General features: G+C 70.4%; 15 protein-coding genes and 1 pseudogene. 6 read left to right on the top strand and 10 right to left on the bottom strand.

Annotated features, from left to right (window positions below; translation table 11 throughout):
• Positions 1–247 precede the first annotated feature (247 nt).
• From SM452_RS11350 to SM452_RS11340, 3 genes and pseudogenes are all read left to right on the top strand, one after another.
• Complete coding sequence (locus tag SM452_RS11350; protein ID WP_463839866.1) at positions 248–4,948, top strand: DEAD/DEAH box helicase; 4,701 nt, start codon at positions 248–250, stop codon at positions 4,946–4,948.
• Positions 4,949–5,077: 129 nt separating this feature from the next.
• Complete coding sequence (locus SM452_RS11345; RefSeq protein WP_463839865.1) at positions 5,078–5,269, top strand: macro domain-containing protein; 192 nt, start codon at positions 5,078–5,080, stop codon at positions 5,267–5,269.
• Positions 5,270–5,281: 12 nt separating this feature from the next.
• Positions 5,282–5,938 (top strand): annotated as a pseudogene (locus SM452_RS11340) (macro domain-containing protein); the annotation flags it as partial.
• A gap of 63 nt (positions 5,939–6,001) precedes the next feature.
• Here the strand turns inward: SM452_RS11340 and SM452_RS11335 are convergent.
• Together SM452_RS11335 and SM452_RS11330 are read right to left on the bottom strand one after the other, a co-directional pair.
• Complete coding sequence (locus tag SM452_RS11335) at positions 6,002–7,324, bottom strand: aminoglycoside adenylyltransferase domain-containing protein (RefSeq protein WP_463839864.1); 1,323 nt, start codon at positions 7,322–7,324, stop codon at positions 6,002–6,004.
• A 68-nt stretch (positions 7,325–7,392) separates the two neighbouring features.
• Positions 7,393–7,602 (bottom strand): hypothetical protein, encoded by a 210-nt coding sequence (locus SM452_RS11330; RefSeq protein WP_463839863.1) that lies wholly within the window; start codon positions 7,600–7,602, stop codon positions 7,393–7,395.
• 158 nt (positions 7,603–7,760) lie between these two features.
• Between SM452_RS11330 and mraY the strand changes: the two genes are divergently transcribed.
• Complete coding sequence (gene mraY, locus SM452_RS11325; RefSeq protein WP_262012077.1) at positions 7,761–8,864, top strand: phospho-N-acetylmuramoyl-pentapeptide-transferase; 1,104 nt, start codon at positions 7,761–7,763, stop codon at positions 8,862–8,864.
• Between the two features lie 25 nt (positions 8,865–8,889).
• Here the strand turns inward: mraY and SM452_RS11320 are convergent, their stop codons facing one another.
• Both SM452_RS11320 and SM452_RS11315 read right to left on the bottom strand, forming a co-directional pair.
• Positions 8,890–9,378 carry a MarR family transcriptional regulator gene (locus SM452_RS11320; protein WP_262012078.1) on the bottom strand — a complete coding sequence of 163 codons (489 nt, stop codon included), beginning with the start codon at positions 9,376–9,378 and terminating at the stop codon, positions 8,890–8,892.
• 8 nt (positions 9,379–9,386) lie between these two features.
• Positions 9,387–10,634, bottom strand: coding sequence for an FAD-dependent oxidoreductase (locus SM452_RS11315; RefSeq protein WP_463839862.1), 1,248 nt, complete (start codon positions 10,632–10,634; stop codon positions 9,387–9,389).
• A gap of 91 nt (positions 10,635–10,725) precedes the next feature.
• Between SM452_RS11315 and SM452_RS11310 the strand changes: the two genes are divergently transcribed.
• The gene (locus tag SM452_RS11310) at positions 10,726–11,109 is read left to right on the top strand and encodes a PadR family transcriptional regulator (protein WP_366623794.1); all 384 of its coding nucleotides are present in this window, start codon (positions 10,726–10,728) and stop codon (positions 11,107–11,109) included.
• A complete protein-coding gene (locus SM452_RS11305) occupies positions 11,106–12,002 on the top strand; it encodes a hypothetical protein (RefSeq protein WP_355512080.1) in 897 nt (298 codons plus the stop codon). The genes SM452_RS11310 and SM452_RS11305 overlap by 4 nt, the downstream gene beginning before the upstream one ends.
• 65 nt (positions 12,003–12,067) lie before the next feature.
• Here SM452_RS11305 and SM452_RS11300 read toward each other — a convergent pair whose 3' ends face one another.
• The 6 genes from SM452_RS11300 to SM452_RS11275 all read right to left on the bottom strand — a co-directional run bounded on the left by SM452_RS11300 (position 12,068) and on the right by SM452_RS11275 (position 17,066).
• A complete protein-coding gene (locus SM452_RS11300) occupies positions 12,068–12,397 on the bottom strand; it encodes a cupin domain-containing protein (protein WP_116509229.1) in 330 nt (109 codons plus the stop codon).
• Between the two features lie 87 nt (positions 12,398–12,484).
• Positions 12,485–13,261: an ABC transporter ATP-binding protein gene (locus tag SM452_RS11295; RefSeq protein WP_463839861.1), complete on the bottom strand. Its 777-nt coding sequence runs from the start codon at positions 13,259–13,261 to the stop codon at positions 12,485–12,487.
• Positions 13,258–14,277 (bottom strand): FecCD family ABC transporter permease, encoded by a 1,020-nt coding sequence (locus SM452_RS11290; protein WP_355512076.1) that lies wholly within the window; start codon positions 14,275–14,277, stop codon positions 13,258–13,260. The genes SM452_RS11295 and SM452_RS11290 overlap by 4 nt, the downstream gene beginning before the upstream one ends.
• The gene (locus SM452_RS11285) at positions 14,274–15,263 is read right to left on the bottom strand and encodes a FecCD family ABC transporter permease (protein ID WP_355512074.1); all 990 of its coding nucleotides are present in this window, start codon (positions 15,261–15,263) and stop codon (positions 14,274–14,276) included. The genes SM452_RS11290 and SM452_RS11285 overlap by 4 nt, the downstream gene beginning before the upstream one ends.
• Positions 15,253–16,068 (bottom strand): siderophore-interacting protein, encoded by an 816-nt coding sequence (locus tag SM452_RS11280; protein ID WP_355512072.1) that lies wholly within the window; start codon positions 16,066–16,068, stop codon positions 15,253–15,255. Before SM452_RS11280 ends, SM452_RS11285 begins: the two co-directional genes overlap by 11 nt.
• Positions 16,065–17,066 (bottom strand): ABC transporter substrate-binding protein, encoded by a 1,002-nt coding sequence (locus tag SM452_RS11275; RefSeq protein ID WP_355512070.1) that lies wholly within the window; start codon positions 17,064–17,066, stop codon positions 16,065–16,067. Before SM452_RS11275 ends, SM452_RS11280 begins: the two co-directional genes overlap by 4 nt.
• Positions 17,067–17,074: the final 8 nt, after the last annotated feature.

Below are 17,074 nucleotides of genomic sequence, written 5' to 3'. Positions count from 1 at the left end.
CTGGTCGTTGCTACCACTGAAGGGCCGGCCCCGCTCGTCCACACCGGCCCAGCGTTCCGCCGTACCGACCGTCATAGGCGGAACTCGTTGACAAAACCTCAGACGTTCTGCCGTGTTGACAATGTTAACAGTGGTGCTACCGTGAGCGGGCGTTTGAGCGCGAGTGTTCGGTCGAAGCGGGGGCCTTCGAGCTGCGAAGCTTCCAGGATCGCAGTCCGCAGGCGAGTCTGGCGTCCGCTGCCGTGCCGTGCTCGGCATCTTCGCTCTGTTCGGCTCGAGGCGGGATCTGATGAGCTCTTCCACCCCATCGCCATACGCGTCCGTCCGCGAGGCCGTCGAAGCGCTCACCGCCGTCGCGCTCCGGCACTACGAGATCGACGCCGGGATGGTTCAGGAGCACGCCAACGGCGAGCGGCGCATCACCCAGGGCGGATACGGTGACCGCCAGGTCTACGAGCTCGTCCAGAACGGTGCCGACGAGATGCGAGGCCTGCCGGACGGTGAGATCCGGGTGATCCTCACCGACTACTACCTCTACTGCGCCAACGCCGGTAACCCGATGACCCCCGCGGGGGCGGACACGATCCTGCGTATGGGCGTGTCCCGCAAACGGGGTGGGCAGATCGGCCGCTTCGGTGTGGGTGTCAAGTCCGTGCTCAGCGTCAGCGACACACCTCAGTTTTTCAGTACCACCGGATCCTTCGGCTTCGACCGGGCTTGGGCCGAACAGACCATCCGGGCCGTCGTCCCCGGCGCCGTCGACATCCCCATCCTGCGAATGGGCAGAGTCCTGGACACTGCTCTGGAGGCCGCGTCCGATCCGATCCTCGCCGAGCTGCTCGAGTGGGCCGCCACCGTCGTGCGGCTGCCGCTGCTACCCGGCAAGGCCGCCCGGCTCAGCCGCGACCTGCGTGGCTTTCCCGCCGAGTTCCAACTGTTCTCACCGCACGTCCGGTCTTTGATCCTCGAGGACCGCTCCGGCAACCGCCTGCCGATGGTCCGGGAACTGTTCGTGCGCAGCGACGGCAGCAGCTTCACCCTCCAGAGCAGTGCCACCACGGGAAAGGACGAGACCACTCGCTGGAGGGTGTTCACCCGCACGTTCCATCCCTCTGCGACCGCTCAGCAGGGCGCCGGTGAACTGCACGACCGTCCGCAGATCGACGTGTCGTGGGCGGTGCCGGAGGACAAGGGTCGCGGTGAGCGGGGCACTTTCTGGGCGTTCTTCCCCACCAACTACGCCACGACACTGCGCGGCCTGCTCAACGCACCGTGGAAGACCAGCGAGGACCGGCAGAACCTGTACGACAACAACCCGTTCAACGAGGAACTGATCGTGCAGGCGGCGCTCCTCATCGTCGAATCCTTGCCGGAGCTGGTCGACTCCGCCGATCCTGGTTCCTACCTGACTCTGCTGCCCGGACGGGGCAGGGAGGCGCCGCAGTGGGCCGACGATCGGCTGACCAGGCAGGTCTGGAAGACGACCGCGGTGCGTCCGTCGCTGCCCGACCAGCTCGGCGTGCTGCGCAGGCCCAACGAGCTCTCCATGCCTCCGGAGAACATCCCCGCTGCCCTGATGCAGCTGTGGGTCGGGTACACCGGGCGCCCGCTGGACTGGACCCACCCGTCGATCGAGCAGCGCGAGCGCCGCGCCCGAGCGCGCCTGATCTTCGACAACGCCGACCTGAGTGAGGCGTCGGTCGTGCGGTGGCTGCAGTCGTTGGTACACGACGGCACCGCTGAGGCGTCCGTCTGCGCGATCCGCATCCTCGCCGGCCTGCACCGTGAGAACTCCGAGCACGCCGCGACCGCCCGCGCGGCCCGGATCGTGCTGACCGAGTCCCACGGCATGGTCTCCGTCGACCACCCCGGCCTGTATCAGCGCAGTGGCCTCGACGAACTCGCCGACGACCTGGTCTATGTCGACGCGGTCGTCACCGACGAGATCGGTCTGCGCAGCGACCTCAACGAATTGGGGGTCCGAGAGGCGACGCCGTTGGGCAAGCTCAGGGCGGTTCTGGACCGCGGCGTCGACGGATACGGCGAGAAGGACTGGCAGGCGTTGTGGGCCCTCGTGCGCCGGGTGGCACCCGAGGATGCGGCCGACGCGGTCCGCAAGGCCCTCCCTGACCCCCTGCGCACGTTTCGGGTGTGCACCGTCGCGGGACGGTTCCGGCCTTTGGCGCAGTGTCTGCTGCCCGGGCGGGTGGTTCCCGCTGACGGCAGCCGTGACCAGGATCTGGCCGTCGACCTGCGCGTCCACGGCCTCGACCGGCCGACTTTGACGGCACTCGGGATGTCCGACGTGCCCGACATGAGCGTGGATCCTCGCGAGGACGACTGGTTCGGGGAGTACCGCGAGTTCGCGCTGAAGCGTCTGAACGACAGCCTGGACAAGCACGTCCGGCTGCGGAAGATGTCGGCGCTCGAGGTCGACGGCACCACCCCGCCCGGTCCGCTCGGCGTTCTCACCGAACTCAGCGACGAGGGCAAGGCACTGTTCGTCACACACCTGCCCGGCGGGCGACTGGTGCGCGACTGGACCGCTCGGGCCCACAGCAGCACGCTTCACATCCCGTCTCCGCTGGTGTGGATGGTCCGCCGGCACGGCAGGATCGACAGCAGTCAGGGCTTGCTGCCCGTACCCATGACGGTCAACCCGGGCATGCAGGAGTACGCCGACGTGTTGCCTGTGGCTAGCGTCGACAGCGACGTCGCCGACGTGCTCGGGCTGCCGTCCACGGTCGATCGGATCCCGGGCCCGTTGTGGCGCTACGTGGTGCAGACGGTTGAGAGCTCACAGGAGGACGCGGTCCCCGGCAAGGCTTACGCGCTCGTCCTGCGCTCGGGCGTCGACTGGCCCGGAGGCGAGACGCGGTGCCGCATCGGCGACACCTGGGGTACACGACCGGACGACCATATCTGCGTCACCGCAGACCGCGTCGAGTACGACACCCTCGTCATGGAGAGGGTTCCCGCGCTGCTGGCACCCACTGTCGCCGACGTGGAGAACATGGTCGAGACGTGGGGGATGCTGAGATATGCCGACGCCGTCAGCATGGAGATCCGTACCGCCGAGGAGACCGAACCGGTCCCCGTCGTAACAGAGTTCCCGCACCTCACCGTTCTGCGGAGCAGGCTCGCCAACGGATGGTCCTATGTGGTGTGCGGCGAACTCGACGAGGTGAAGCGCACTCCCGCCGGCATGCGGACGACCTCACTCGAGTCGGCGAGCCGGGACAGGGTGGTTTACGTGCGCCACCCCGCCGACGACCGGAAGATCCTGCAGGCGGTCTCGAAGGAGCTCGACCTGCGACTGTCGCCCGCCGAGGTGCAGACGATCCTCGACATGCGAGAGGAGGCCAAGAACCAGGACACTCTCAAGCGGGTCCGCGCCACGGACGACGACATCGAGAAGATTCTTCTGCTCGTCGGCGCCGAACGGCTGCGGCGAGGGCTCCCCGAGGGCCTGCTAGCCTGGGAGAAGGCGCAGAGGGGCGGAGTGATCGAGGATCTTCGTATCGCCGAACTCGCGTTGCACGCCCACGGAGACGCCATTCTGCGCCACCACCGGGGCGACCTGAAACTGATCGACGAGAGTCTGAAGCTGCCATTCACCGGGGACACCAAGTCCCGACAGAAGGTCGCCGATCTCGGGTTCGACGAACGGTACGCGGGTACGAAGGAGGAGACCCGGCCGCCGCTGGAGACCGCCGAGGGGCCCACTCCGTACTACCCGCTGCACGACTACCAGGAGGTACTCGCCTCCCGAATGCTGCAACTGCTGATGCAGAAGCAGCCGATGCGCGGCATGCTCAGCCTCCCCACCGGTGCGGGCAAGACGCGCGTTGCCGCCGAGGCGGTCATCCGCTACCTCAAGACGTTCGGCGCCGACGGCCCGGGCCGGCCCATCCTGTGGATCGCCCAGTCGAACGAGCTGTGCGAGCAGGCCGTCCAGAGCTGGAAGTACGTCTGGGAGAAGAGCGGTCTCGGCGGCACCCGTCTCAGCATCAGCCGTTTCTGGAACAGTCGTGACGCGACCCAGATCACCGGTAACCCGCACCTGGTCGTGGCCACTGACGACCAGCTGACCGCCCGGCTGCACCAGCCTGCGTACCAGTGGTTGCGCGAGCCCTTGCTGGTGATCGTCGACGAGGCCCACGGATCGACAACCAAGGGCTACACCACGCTGCTCGAACGGATGGGCATCACCCACCACCGTCTGACACGACCGCTGATCGGGCTGACCGCCACCCCGTTCCGCGGCAAGAGCACCGACGAGACGAAACGATTGATCACTCGCTACGGCAGCAACCGTCTCGACGAAGGAGCGCTGGGCGAGAACCCCTACGGCCGGCTGCAGGACATGGGTATCCTCGCCCGCACGGACCACGATGTCCTCGAAGGTGGCGAGCTCGAACTCACGTCGCAGGAACTCGGCATGATGTCCATGGGCAGAGGCACCCTCCCACCCGACGCCGAACGGCGTCTCGCCGAAGACCACTCGCGTAACCGGACCCTGATCAACGCTCTGCTCGATCTCGACCGGGAATGGCCGGTGCTCGTCTTCGCCACCTCCGTCAACCACGCACGGTTCCTGGCCGCTGTCCTCAACGACAAGGGCGTGCGCTCCGCGTCCGTGGACTCCGAGACACCGACGAAGCGTCGTCAACAGGTCATCGAACAGTTCGGCAGGGGCAGGATCAGAGTCCTCACCAATTACGGCGTACTGCACCAAGGGTTCGATGCGCCGGCGACCCGCGTCGTCGTCGTGGCCAGGCCGACTTACAGTCCGAACGTGTACCAGCAGATGATCGGCCGCGGCCTGCGTGGGCCGCGCAACAACGGCACTGAGCGGTGCCTGATCCTCAACGTGAGAGACAACGTGGTCAACCATCAACAACAGCTCGCCTTCACCGACTTCGAACAGATGTGGCGGAAGTCCTGACCCTCCACCTCGATCGAGGAGACATCACCGTGCGGGGCGCCGCGATCGGAACGCGCGGATCGAGGCTTCGACGGGTTCGCCCGACTGCGCGAGCGCACGGCGCCGCGGTCGCTCTGACAGAATGGCGCGGTGCCGGCCATCACCGCGGTCCTCGGAGACATCACGACGCAGGCGGTGGACGCCGTCGTCAGCTCGGCGAACAGTGCCATGCGCGTGGGTGGCGGCATGAACGGTGCCATCCATCGTCGCGGAGGGCCGACGATCCTGCGCGAATACGTCCTGCGGTTCCCGAACGGCCTCGCCCTAGGCGAGGCCGGCTGAACGACAGCCGGGGATCTCCCCGCCCGAGCGGTCATCCACACGGTCGGCCCGAATTACAGCGCGGGCCGACGCGACCCATCCGTGTTGGCGGCGTGCTACCGGCGAGCGTTGGAGGTCGCCGATGAGGTCGATGCACGCAGCGTGGCGTTTCCGTTGCTCGGCGCGGGTAGGCATGGCTGGCCTCGCGCCGATGCCGTTGTCGTGGCGATCGAGACCATCGCTACTGCTCGGACTCGCGTCGCCGAGGTGCGGCTCGTCGCATCGGACGATGCCTTGTACCGGCAGATCCGAGCGTCGCTCCTGCTTCGATGTCCACCACTCGTCGGCGCGTTGCTCGAGCGCGAGCCGACTCAATACTCTCTGCCCGGTGATGCCTACCTGTGGCGGGGGCTTCGCGCGCGGTTCGCCGACACCCCGCTGCCGAGTAACTGGTTCGAGTTGAGGACGCTCATCACGGATGCCATCGCGCAGGTGATCGGCGAGCGCTTCGACAACTGCGAATCAGAATCGTGGCACGACTCCAGGGCCATCGTGTACGTCCCCGAGTTCGATCCGGGCCACGGTATGTCAGCCGGTGCCGTTCACGCGCCGTGGTGGGTGCATACGGGCGTGCCGATCCTGCTCGACCGCTACGAGGGGCGAACAGGATCCGACGCATCCGCCGGCTGACCGACCCGACGCGAATTCAGTCGGAGGGCTGGGGAGGCACTACACGGTCGGTCAGCTACGTCTTTACCCTGCAGTCACTGAGGACGCCCACGGCCGGCGGGGAAAGCCGATGTCGTCGAACAGCGAGTGATGACCGGCGAAGGCGTCCACGGCCCGGTGGGCGGCGGTCACAGTCTCGTCCACAGTGCTGAGTTCCTCGGTGATCCGCATGACGGTGTGCTCGCCTGCCGGATAGTGGAACACCGGCTGGAGGAGGTCGACGTCGATGCCGGCGGTCAGCGTGAGGCCGTCTTCGCGAAGCGTCAGCCGCAGGTAGAGGCGGATCTCAGACGGGTCGTCCGTGACCTCCACCGGCACGTGCGGCAGCCTGATCGTCAGGGCGTCGAACTGCAGGTGTCCGCCGAGCGAGGGCTCGCCCACCCCGTCGTACGGGTCGAACAGCAGCCGGCTGCCCCAGACCAGCACCTCGTCGTCGGTGCCGTCGAACCGGCAGCGCCCGCCGTCGGCGTCCGGTACGAAGAGGTCGTAGTTCAAGCGGATCTCGGTGAAGGCCCGTTCGACGGCCCAGGACGCCTCGGTCATGCCCTGCAGCAGAGCGGCCATCGCCGAGCTCACCGTCTCGACCGCCGTGTCGGGTTCCTCGGCCAGGATGGCGGCGCTGACCTCGTGCACGAACGCCTTGACCTCGTCGAACCGGCCGGGATCGCTGTCCTGGCCGGAGTCGTACCACCAGTCGCGTGCCCAGAAGATCAGGTCCGCCCATCGCGGGAGAGCGGCGGCGGTCTGCTCGGCGGCCTGCCGCTTGGACAGTTGCCGGCCGTTGCGCAGCCGTTGGAAGGCCCGGCAGAGCGTGAGCACCGCGTACGACTGGGCTCCGGGTGGGGTCATCTCGAGGACCCAGGCCGGCCAGTCGCGGACGTGGTCCAGCAGGGCCGCGCGGACCAGGCCGGGGTCGGCGGCGGGCAGCAGCTCGTCTGCCGGCGGTCCCAGCAGCGTACGGCCGTAGTCGTGCACGGCGGCCCAGGTCACGACGCGGTGGGTGGTGGCGGGCAGCAGATGCAACGACTCCCCGGGACTGATCCGGGCGATCATGTGGTTCCGGCCGGGCCCGGCGTGCACCGCGTCCAGCGACACGTATTCCACCTCGATCCGGCCGGCCCACAGCGGGTGCCGCCGGTCGAGGTCCGCGTGCAGGTCGGCGAGGACGTCGAGGAGCTCCTCGTCCGGGTCACTCGCGAGCACCGCGAGCAGGTCGAGGTCGCTGCGGTTCACGTCGAAGTCGCCGGTCACGATCGAGCCGTGCAGGTACAGGCCGAGAAGGCTGTCCGCCAACGTGCGGCGCCACGCCTCGCGGAGGTCGGAGAGAACCGTGTCGGGTGGGACCACCAGGTGATCCTGCGCGATGGGTCGCCGCGGGGCCACCGATAAGACCGGCCCACACCGCCGGGTCGCGACTATGTGCTCGGCGGGTTGCGGTGCCGCTCGGCGAGGCCCGACGCGACCTGCCGCTGCGCGTCGTGCCGGTGCCGGTCGGCGCCCGCCTGGCGGACCGCAGCCGAATCCTCGTCCGACGGGCGCCTCGTCCGGTCGCGCCGGGCGACGAAGACGACGAGCGCGAGCACCAGCACCAGCATCATCGCGAGCGACACCACCATCGTTCTCATGCCGTCGACGCTACGGCGTACGCGCCAGCCTCGGCGTGGTGACGGTCGGGGGGCTGCTCCGTCCGCCGCCGGATGGCAAGCTCACGTGTCGTGGTCGACGACTTCGCGAAGAGCGGTGGGAACGCGGTACGAGATCCGGACCTCGTGGAGGTACGCCGGTGAGGGCCGTCATCGTCGCGGCCGCTGTCGCGTTCGTCATCTCCCTGTTCGGCACGCCGGTGGCGGTTCGCGTCTTCACCGCGCTGAAGGCCGGTCAGCCGATCCGGTCCATCGGGCTCGCCAGCAACGAGCACAAGGTGGGCACGCCCACGATGGGCGGCGTCGTCTTCATCGTGGCGACGGTCCTCGCGTACGTCGCCGGGCACCTCGCCCTGACCACGCTGCCCGAACGGCAGATCGCGCAGGAGGGGCCGACCATGACGGCCCTGGTGCTGCTCGGGCTGTTCGTCTTCTGCGGCGCGGTCGGCTTCTTCGACGACATCCTCAAGGTGCGCCGGCGCAACTCCGACGGGCTGTCCGCCAAGGGCAAGCTGCTCGGCCAGGCGCTCGTCGGCGGCGGGTTCGGCGTGGCCGCGCTGTACGTGCCCAGCACCAACGGCCAGACCGTGGCCAGCGAGCACATCTCGCTCATCCGCGACATCAGCTGGCTGGACGTCGGCAAGGTCGGCGCGGTGATGGTCTTCATCTTCGTGATCACGGCGATGTCCAACGGCGTGAACCTCACCGACGGCCTCGACGGCCTCGCCACCGGCGCGTCGATCCTGGTGCTCGGCGCGTACTCGCTGATCGGCTTCTGGCAGTACCGGCACTGGTGCGCCGACGACGGGTACGCCCGCGTGAACGAGTACTGCTACCAGGTCCGCGACCCGCTGGAGATCGCGATGATCGCGGCCGCCGCGGCCGGTGCCTGCGTGGGCTTCCTGTGGTGGAACACCTCCCCGGCGCGGATCTTCATGGGTGACGTGGGGGCGCTCGGGCTGGGCGGCCTGATCGGCGGGCTCGCGGTGGTGACCCGTACGACGCTGCTCTCGATCCTGATCGCCGGGTTGTTCGTCATCATCACCACGACCTGGGTGATCCAGATCGTCTCGTACCGGACCACCGGCAGGCGCGTCTTTCGGATGGTGCCGTTGCACCACCACTTCGAACTGGCCGGATGGAGCGAGTCCACCATCGTGGTCCGGTTCTGGATCGTGGCCGGTGTCTGCGTCGCGGCCGGCCTGGGCCTGTTCTACTCGGACTTCCTGGCGACCGTGGGATAGCGGTGGAGCGGCGGGAGACGCCGGCTCAGACGGACCGTTGCGCGGTGTCGCCGTCGCGGAGGTGATCCAACTCGGCGAGGTACATCGCCTGCAGGCGGTCGTGGTGCCGGACCAGCAGCCGGACCTCCTCGGCGCTGTAGCCCTCGACGAGCCGTCCCGCCCGCTCGGCGAAACGTTCGTACGGCCGCTCCAGGTCGGCGATCCGCTCCGGCCGTATGGTGACGACGACCCGCCGCCGGTCTGCCGGGTCGCGTTCGGTCGTCACGTAGCCGGCCTGCTGGAGCCGGCGGAGCATGCTGGTGACCGCACCGGTGGTGAGGTTGGTCCGCTCGGCGATCTGCCCCGCAGTAGCGGAGCCGATGTCCGCCAGGTAGTCGAGGCACTCCAGGTCGCTCACGGCGAGGCCCAGCCGCTCCGCGATGGCGTACCGGAACACCATGGACAGTCGCGACGTCTCCCGCCCGGCGCGCATGAGGTCGGCGATCGCGGAAGCGCGGGCCGAATCGTGGGACATGCGGGCAATCATGCCTCCGGCACGGTGACCCGGTGCAGCCGAGGTAGCACGCGGGTGAGCACCCAGTGCGGTGCGGCGGCGCCGCCGGTGAGGCGGTGCATCAGCCTCGCGGCGTTGTCGACGGCGTGGAAGGCGTACGGCACCATCTCGTTCTGGTATCGCGCGATCGCCTCCTCCACCGGTGTGCCGTTCCGCCGGGCCTCGACCAGCTTGTGGCCGAGCAGGGCGGCGTCGCGCAGCGCGGTGTTGCCGCCGTGAGCGCCGAACGGCGGCATGACGTGTACGGCGTCGCCCATCATCGTCGCCCGGGGCACCGTCCACCGGTGCGGGCGCCGGCCGGTGGCGAACAGGTTGAGCACCGTGGCGTCCAGTTCGGCCGTGTCGACCAGCCGCCGGACGAGCGGATGGAAGTCGATGCTCTTCCGGGCGGCCACGTGCCGCAGCGCCCGCAGGTCCCCGCGGACGCCGGTGGGCAACTCGTCCCGCCGGAGCAGCAGTGCCCACATGACGTAGTCGTCGCCGGTGGGGGCGTAGCTGCCCGGAGCCAGGCGCGTGAACGCCTCCCGCGGGCTCTCGCCGAACCGCATCGAGGTGAAGAAGAAGGCGCTGCCCGGCCGGTCGGCGATGGCGAGGACCCCGCTGGTACGCAGCGCGTCCGGGATGACGCTCGCGCCGTCACGCCGTAGCGGCGACCGGCCGTAGATGCCGACCATCGGGGTGTCCGCCGGGTCGGCGTCCGGCATGAGCTGCGCGCGCAGCGCCGAGCCGACGCCGTCCGCGCCCACCACGACTGTTGCCGCGGCGGCTCCGCCGTCGGAGAACCGCAACCGCAGCCCGGCCGGGCCGCCGCTGTCCACCGCGACGGCGTCCTTGCCGTAGTGGATGCGTCCGTCCAGCCCGGACTGCAGGATCGACCGCAGCGTCAGCCGGTCCACCTGACGGGTCTCGTGCGGGTCGTCCTTGAAGGTGATCGTGAAGGCGTCCCGCAGCCGCCTGTCGGTGAAGCGCAGGTGCCCGCCGGGCTCGTCACCGGTGGCCAGCGCCAGCCGGTACAGGGGCCGGGGCAGGCTCTCACGCAGCGCCGCCAGCCCGTACCGGTCGAGGATGATCCGGTATCCCTGCCGCCGGACGAAGGGGCCCGGGTCCCGCTCGTAGACGTGTACGTCGATGCCGGCGCGCGTCAGGTACTGGGCGAGACAGAGGCCGGAGAGGCCGGCTCCGGAAATCGCCACCGAGGAGTCAGTCGATGTGCTCATCCAATTACCTTAATCATTAAGGTGATTTGGGCAAGGGTCACTGTGAACAGTCACCTTGGACGGATACTCAAGTAGGATGTATATTCGGTTCATGGGATCGGCATCGCGTCCCGCGCTACGGGAACCGTCGTACTTCGTCCTCGCGGCCCTGCTCGGCGGGCCGCTCCACGGTTACGCCGTGATCAAGCGGGTGGCCGAGCTGTCCGACGGGCGGGTGACCCTCGCCGCCGGATCGCTGTACTCGGTGATCGACCGGCTGCTCGGCGAGGGCCTCGTCACCGCCGACGGTGAGGAGATCGTCAACGGGCGTGCCCGTCGCTACTACCGGCTCACCGACGAGGGCTGTCGCGTACTCACCGAAGAGGCCGACCGGCTCGCCCAGGCCGCCCGGGTGGTCATGGACCGCCTGCCAGGCCGGGTCGCATCGCAGGCAAGTGCCCGTCACCCTTCCACCGTGAGGATCAGACCCGCATGACTTCCGATGTCCTGGAGAAGCGTTACCGCATGCTGCTGCGGGCCTACCCGGCCGGCTACCGCCGCGACCGTGCCGACGAACTGCTCGACACGTTGATCGGTGACGAACCCACCACCCGTCGCTGGCCCAGCGCCCGGGAGGCGGCCTCGCTCGTCCGGGGCGGCCTGCGGGTGTACGGCGGCAGCACCGCCGCCCGTCCCACCGCCGTGTTGTTCTGGCAGGGCCTCCACCTCGGCGCCCTGGCGGTGCTGGCGCTTGGAGTCCTCATCGGCCTGGACGACCTCGTCGAGGCGTTCCAGTACGGCGGGCTCACGGACCCGCTGACCGTCCTGCGCAACCAGGGCGTCCACGAGGTCGTGCTGACCGCCGCGCTGGTGGCGCTCGTCGCGGGCCGTACCCGCACCGCCGCCGTCCTGGCGGTGACCGCGGCGGTGGTGCCGAGCCTGATCTCGCCGTACCTGTTCCTCAACGGCCTGCCGCAGTGGTGGGCGCCGGTCGTCGCCGCGCCGCTGATCGTGCTGGGCCTGCGGCGCCCGGCGGACGTGCCGCCGGCACCCCGGGCCAACGCCGTCCTGGTCACCGCCGGCATCCTCGTCCTGCACCTGATCCCGGCGGGCGGCCTCCGCATGGTCGACGCGGGTCCGCGGATCGTCGCCGCCGGCATGGTGATCGCCGGGGTGGGCGCCTTCCTGTGGGTGGCGACGGCCGACCAGCGGCTGCTGATCGCCGTCGTCCCCACCCTGCTGCTGGGCACGCTGCACCAGCTGGACAACGCCGGGTTGACAGGAGAACTGCTGCGCCGGCCGGACGCCCTGCCGTCCCTGGTCGTCGCGGTCCTCATGGCTGTCGTCGCGATCGTGTCGACGCGGCAGCGGCAGCGCACCCGCGCCTGACGGCGGGCGGGCGGTCCGGTTACGGCCGGACCGTCGGCAAGTCTCGACGGAACGGCTTGCGGCCGTCAGCGCTTGGCGACGGTGAGCAGCACCGCGGAGTCTTCGAGCGCCTCCAACGTGTGCCGGCGGTCCGGCACGATCAGCAGATCGCCGGGTGCGCCGTCCCAGGACGTCTCGCCGGCGCCGAGCCGGACCCGGCCGCGCAGAACGTGGACGGTGGCCTCGCCGGGGTTCTCGTGCTCGCTGAGCATCTGGCCGGCGGTCAGCGCGATCACCGTCTGGCGGAGCTTGTGCTCGTGACCGCCGTAGACGGTGGAGCTGCTGCGGCCGCTGGAGGAGGTGTGCGCGCGCTCCAGCTGCTCGCGGGCCAGCGCGGTCAGGGATGACTTCTGCATCAGGGTGTCCGTCCTCTCGTCGTACCGGTTCTTCCGAGCCGATCGACCGGCTCAGGTCGACTCTGGCATACCGACGCGGGGATCCTGCTACACGGTCGGCACCACCATCGGGGTGCCGGTGACCGGGTTCGGCATCACCACGCTGGGCAGGCCGAAGACCTCCCGCATGAGGTCGGCGTCCACCACGTCGGCCGGCGGGCCCTGCGCGACGACGCGGCCGGCCTTCATCGCCACGATGTGGTCGGCGAACCGGCACGCCTGGTTGATGTCGTGCAGCACCGCGACGACGGTGCGCCCCTCGTCGCGCAGCTTGGCGAAGAGCGCCAGCAGCTCGTACTGGTGCGTGATGTCGAGGAAGGTGGTGGGCTCGTCGAGCAGCAGGTACGGCGTCTCCTGGGCCAGCACCATGGCGATCCAGACCCGTTGCCGCTGCCCACCGGAGAGTTCCTCCACGGGCCGCTCGGCCAGGTCGGTGACGCCGGCCACCGCCATGGCCGACCGGACGGCCTCCTCGTCGGCGGCTGAGCCGGCGCCGAGCAGGGACTGGTGCGGGTAGCGGCCCCGGGCGACGAGCCGCCGCACAATGATGTTCTCCGGCGCGACGAGGCCCTGGGGCAGGAAGCCGACCTGGCGGGCGAACGGCTTCGGCCGGTGCTCGGCGACGTCCCGGCCGTCGAGGCGTACCGCGCCCGACGCTGGTGTGAGCAGCCGGACGAATGCCTTCAGCAGCGTCGACTTCCCGCAGGCGTTGGGGCCGACGATCGCCGTGAACGCACCGTCCGGCACGGCCAGGCTCACCCGCGTCGACACCACCCGCTCGCCGTAGCCGAGCGTGACGTCTTCCGCGGTCAGACGGCTGGTCACCGTCGTTTCACCTCCATGCCGAGCAGCCAGATGAGATAGCAGCCGCCGATCGCCGTGGTGACCACGCCGACCGGCAACGCGACCGGCGCGAGCAGCAGTTGCGCGACGAGGTCCGCGGCGAGCAGCAGCACCGCGCCGGTCAGCGCCGCCGGCACCAGGGGTACGCCCGCGGCCCGCGCGAGCCGCCGGCCGATCTGGGGCGCCGCGAGCGCGATGAACACGACCGGCCCGGCCACCGCTGTCACTGTCGCGGTGCAGCCCACACCGGCCAGGACCAGCAGCAGGCGGAGCCGGCCCAGGCGTACGCCTGTGGTGCGCGCGATCTCGTCGCCCAGCGCCGCCTGGTGCATGGCGTGCGAGATCACGACGAGCAGCAGGACGAACAGGCCGATGACGGCGAACGGGAGCCGCACCTCGGCCCAGTCGACGCCGTTGAGCGAGCCGGCGTTCCAGCCGGTCGCGGCGAGCGCCACGTCGATCTCGGCCCGCAGCACGATCCAGGAGTTGAGCGCGGTCAGCATCGCGTTGACCGCGATGCCGATGACGACCAGCCGGACGCCGCTGAGCCCGGAGTCCAGCGACAGCAGGTAGATGAGCGCGGCGGCGAGCAGCCCGCCCGCCACCGACCCGGCGGCGAGCTGCCCGGCGGTGCCGTTCAGCACGGTGATCGCGGCAAGCGCGCCGGTGTACGCGCCCGCGTCGAGACCGATCACGTCGGGGCTGCCCAGCGCGTTGCGGGTCAGGTTCTGGAAGACCGCTCCGGCCAGGCCCAGTGCGGCGCCGAAGACCAGCGCCGCGGCCACCCGGGGGAGCCGCCACTCCCGGATCACGAAGGCCGCGTCGCCGCCCCGGAACAGGGCGTCGAAGACCTCGGCCGGTGTCGCCCACTCCGGCCCGTGGCTCAGGGTCAGCAGCGCGAGGACCACCGCGGTCGTGACGAGCCCGGCCGAGGCGACGGCCGAGCGCCGTTCGACCTCGATCGCGAGCCGTCCCGCCCGCAGCCTCACGGTGCTCACAGCGCCGCCGCCCCGTAGCGGCGGACCGCCCAGATCAGCACCGGAGCGCCCAGGAACGCGGTGACGATCGACACCGGGACCTCGCCAGTGGGCAGCAGGACCCGCGAGCCGACGTCCGCGACGAGCAGCAGGATCGGCCCGAGCAGCATCGAGTACGCCATGATCCACGGGATGGAGTCGACGGCCAGCCGCCGCGCCAGGTGCGGAACCATCAGCCCGACGAACGCGATCGGGCCGGCGACCGCGGTGGCGACGCCGGTGAGCAGCGTGACGAGCACCAGGACGGTGACCCGGGTCCGGGTCACGTGGGCGCCGAGCGAGTGGGCGACGTCCTCGCCGAGGGCGAGCGCGTTCAGCGGCCGGGTCGCGACCATCGCGGCGGCCAGGGCGGCCACTGTCACCAGCACCGGCAGCACCAGCGGCGTCTGCTCGGCGCCGGCCAGTGCCCCGACCGACCAGAACCGGTACCTGTCGAAGACGTCGGGGAAGCCCAGCCGCAGCCCGAGCGAGACACCCATCAGCACCCAGCTCAGCGCGACTCCGGCGAGGACCAGCCGCAGCGGTGAGGCCCGCCCGACGGCGTAGACGGCGACGGCGGCGAGCGCCGAGCCGGCCACCGCGAGCACGAGCTGCCCGGCCTGCGACCCGGCGACGCCCGCCAGCACGCCCAGGTTGATGGCGAAGCCGGCCCCGGCTGTCACGCCGAGGATGCCGGGCTCGGCCAGCGGGTTGCGGGTGAGCGTCTGGATCAGCACCCCGGCCGCGCCGAGTGCGGCGCCCACGCAGACGCCGAGGATCGTGCGGGGCAGCCGGATGTCGCGTACGACGAGATGGTCCGTCGTGGCCGCGAAGTCGGTGAGCGCGCGCCACACCTCGACCGGCGCGACCGGCCGCGCGCCCACCGCCATGCTCGCGCCCGCCGCGACGACGAGCAGCGCGGCGGACACGAGCAGGAACGCCGCCCGGCGGGACAGGTCAGTCTTCAAGCCCGGCTACTCCGCGCTTCCAGTACCCGGTGATCAGCGAGTCGAGGCGGCCGGCGCTCCAGGCGCGCAGCGGCCTGATGTCGTTCGCCTCGCCGGCCGCGAAGAGGAACGCCCGGCCGGTCGGCAGGCGCAGCGAACCCACCTGCTGAGCGAGCGTGGACCCGGTGGCCGTACGCACCAGCCACGTCACCGCCACCCCGTCGCGCGCGGCCAGCGGGTAGTCCCGTTCGGCCGGGTCGTCGACCTCGGCGACCACGTGCGCCGACACGTCGGCCGGGGACTCCTCCAGCCACCTGGCGACGGCCGGCAGGGCGGTGGCGTCGACGGCGAAGACGTAGTGGTCGTAGCTGTGCGGGAACGCCTTCGCGCCGGGTGGGCCAGCGATCGTCACCCCGTCGCCCACCGCCGCCGCGTCCGCCCACGCCGACGCGACGCCGCCGTCGTGCAACACGAAGTCCAGGTCGATCTCGCAGGCGGCGGGGTCGTAGCGGCGCACCGTGTACTTGCGGGTGGTCGGCAGCGGGCGGGGCCAGTCGAGCATGCCCCGCCCGTCGGGGACGGGATCGCGCCGGGTGCCGTCCGGATCCGGGAAGACGAGCTTGACGTGGTCGTCCGCCTGGTAGGTGTGGAAGCCGGCGAGGGCCGGGCCGCCGAGCGTCAGCCGCACCATGCGCGGGGTAAGCCGCCGCCGGGCGACGACCCGGACCTCGCGTACGCCGATCGGGTAGCCGATCCGGACCGTGCCGGTGCCCGCGCGGTGGTGGGCGGCGACCCGGCCCGCCGGGTCGTGACGGTCGACAGTCATCGGGCCAGCAGCGGCGCGAATGCCTTGTCGACGGAGTCGAGCGTCCGGAGGGCCGACTCGTACGTCGCCGCCTCCGTGTACTGCAACCCGAACACCCGGCCGGCCTTGACCGCGGGCAGGTTCTTCCACAGCGCGGAGTCGAGCACCTGCTTCACCGCCTCGGCGGGGGTGCCGTCGGGCTGCACGGTGTACGTGATGGCGTCGGCCTCGCCGAGGCTCGTCGGCAGCTCCTCGATCGCCGGGTACTCGGTGACGTCGAGCCCGCCGCCGCCCTTCTCCTTGACCTCGCCGTAGTAGGTCACGCCCGCGTCCTGCGCGATGTTCGTGCCCCACGAGCCTGCGAACTCGCGGTGGAAGGTGCCCTTGGCGATCTCTCCGTAGCTGCCCACGTGCCCGAACTTCAGGCCCGTGAGGGCGGCGCCGTACTTGTCCTTCAGCTCCGCGGCCCTCTTCTCGTACGCCTCCTTGGCCGCCTGGAAGTTCGTGCCGCGACCGGCGGCGTCGGACTGCCGGCGGGACAGCTCGCGCCAGGCGGCGGGCGTGGTGGGGCCGATCGCGACGACCGGCGCGATGCTCTCCAGCCGCTTCATGTCGATGCTGCCGAGAGCCGGCTTCGGCACCCCGATCACGATGAGGTCCGGCTTGGCGGCGGCGACGGCCTCGTAGTTGGTCTCGGCGGCCGCCTCGCCGGCGACCTTCGGCAGCCGTTCGTAGGTGGCCCGGTCCTGCTCGGTCATCAGCGCCAGGCCGCGCTTCCAGCTCGAGATCCCCACCAGTGCGGCGTCCGCCTCGATCAGGACCGGCACCGCGTAGCCGGTGGCGACGACCCGCTGGGGGGCGACCGGGATCGTGATGTCACCGTTGTCGGCGGCGAAGACGCGGGTCGCGGCGTCGCCGGACTTCGCGGCGGAGTCGCCGCCGTCGGATCCGCAACCGGTGACCACGGCGAGCGTCACCGCGGCGGCGGCGATCACACGCCAGTGCTGTCGTACGGACATCTGCCAGT

The sequence above is a fragment of the Micromonospora sp. SYSU B005 genome (assembly GCF_055362685.1).
This window is presented reverse-complemented; position numbering and strand designations above follow the sequence as displayed.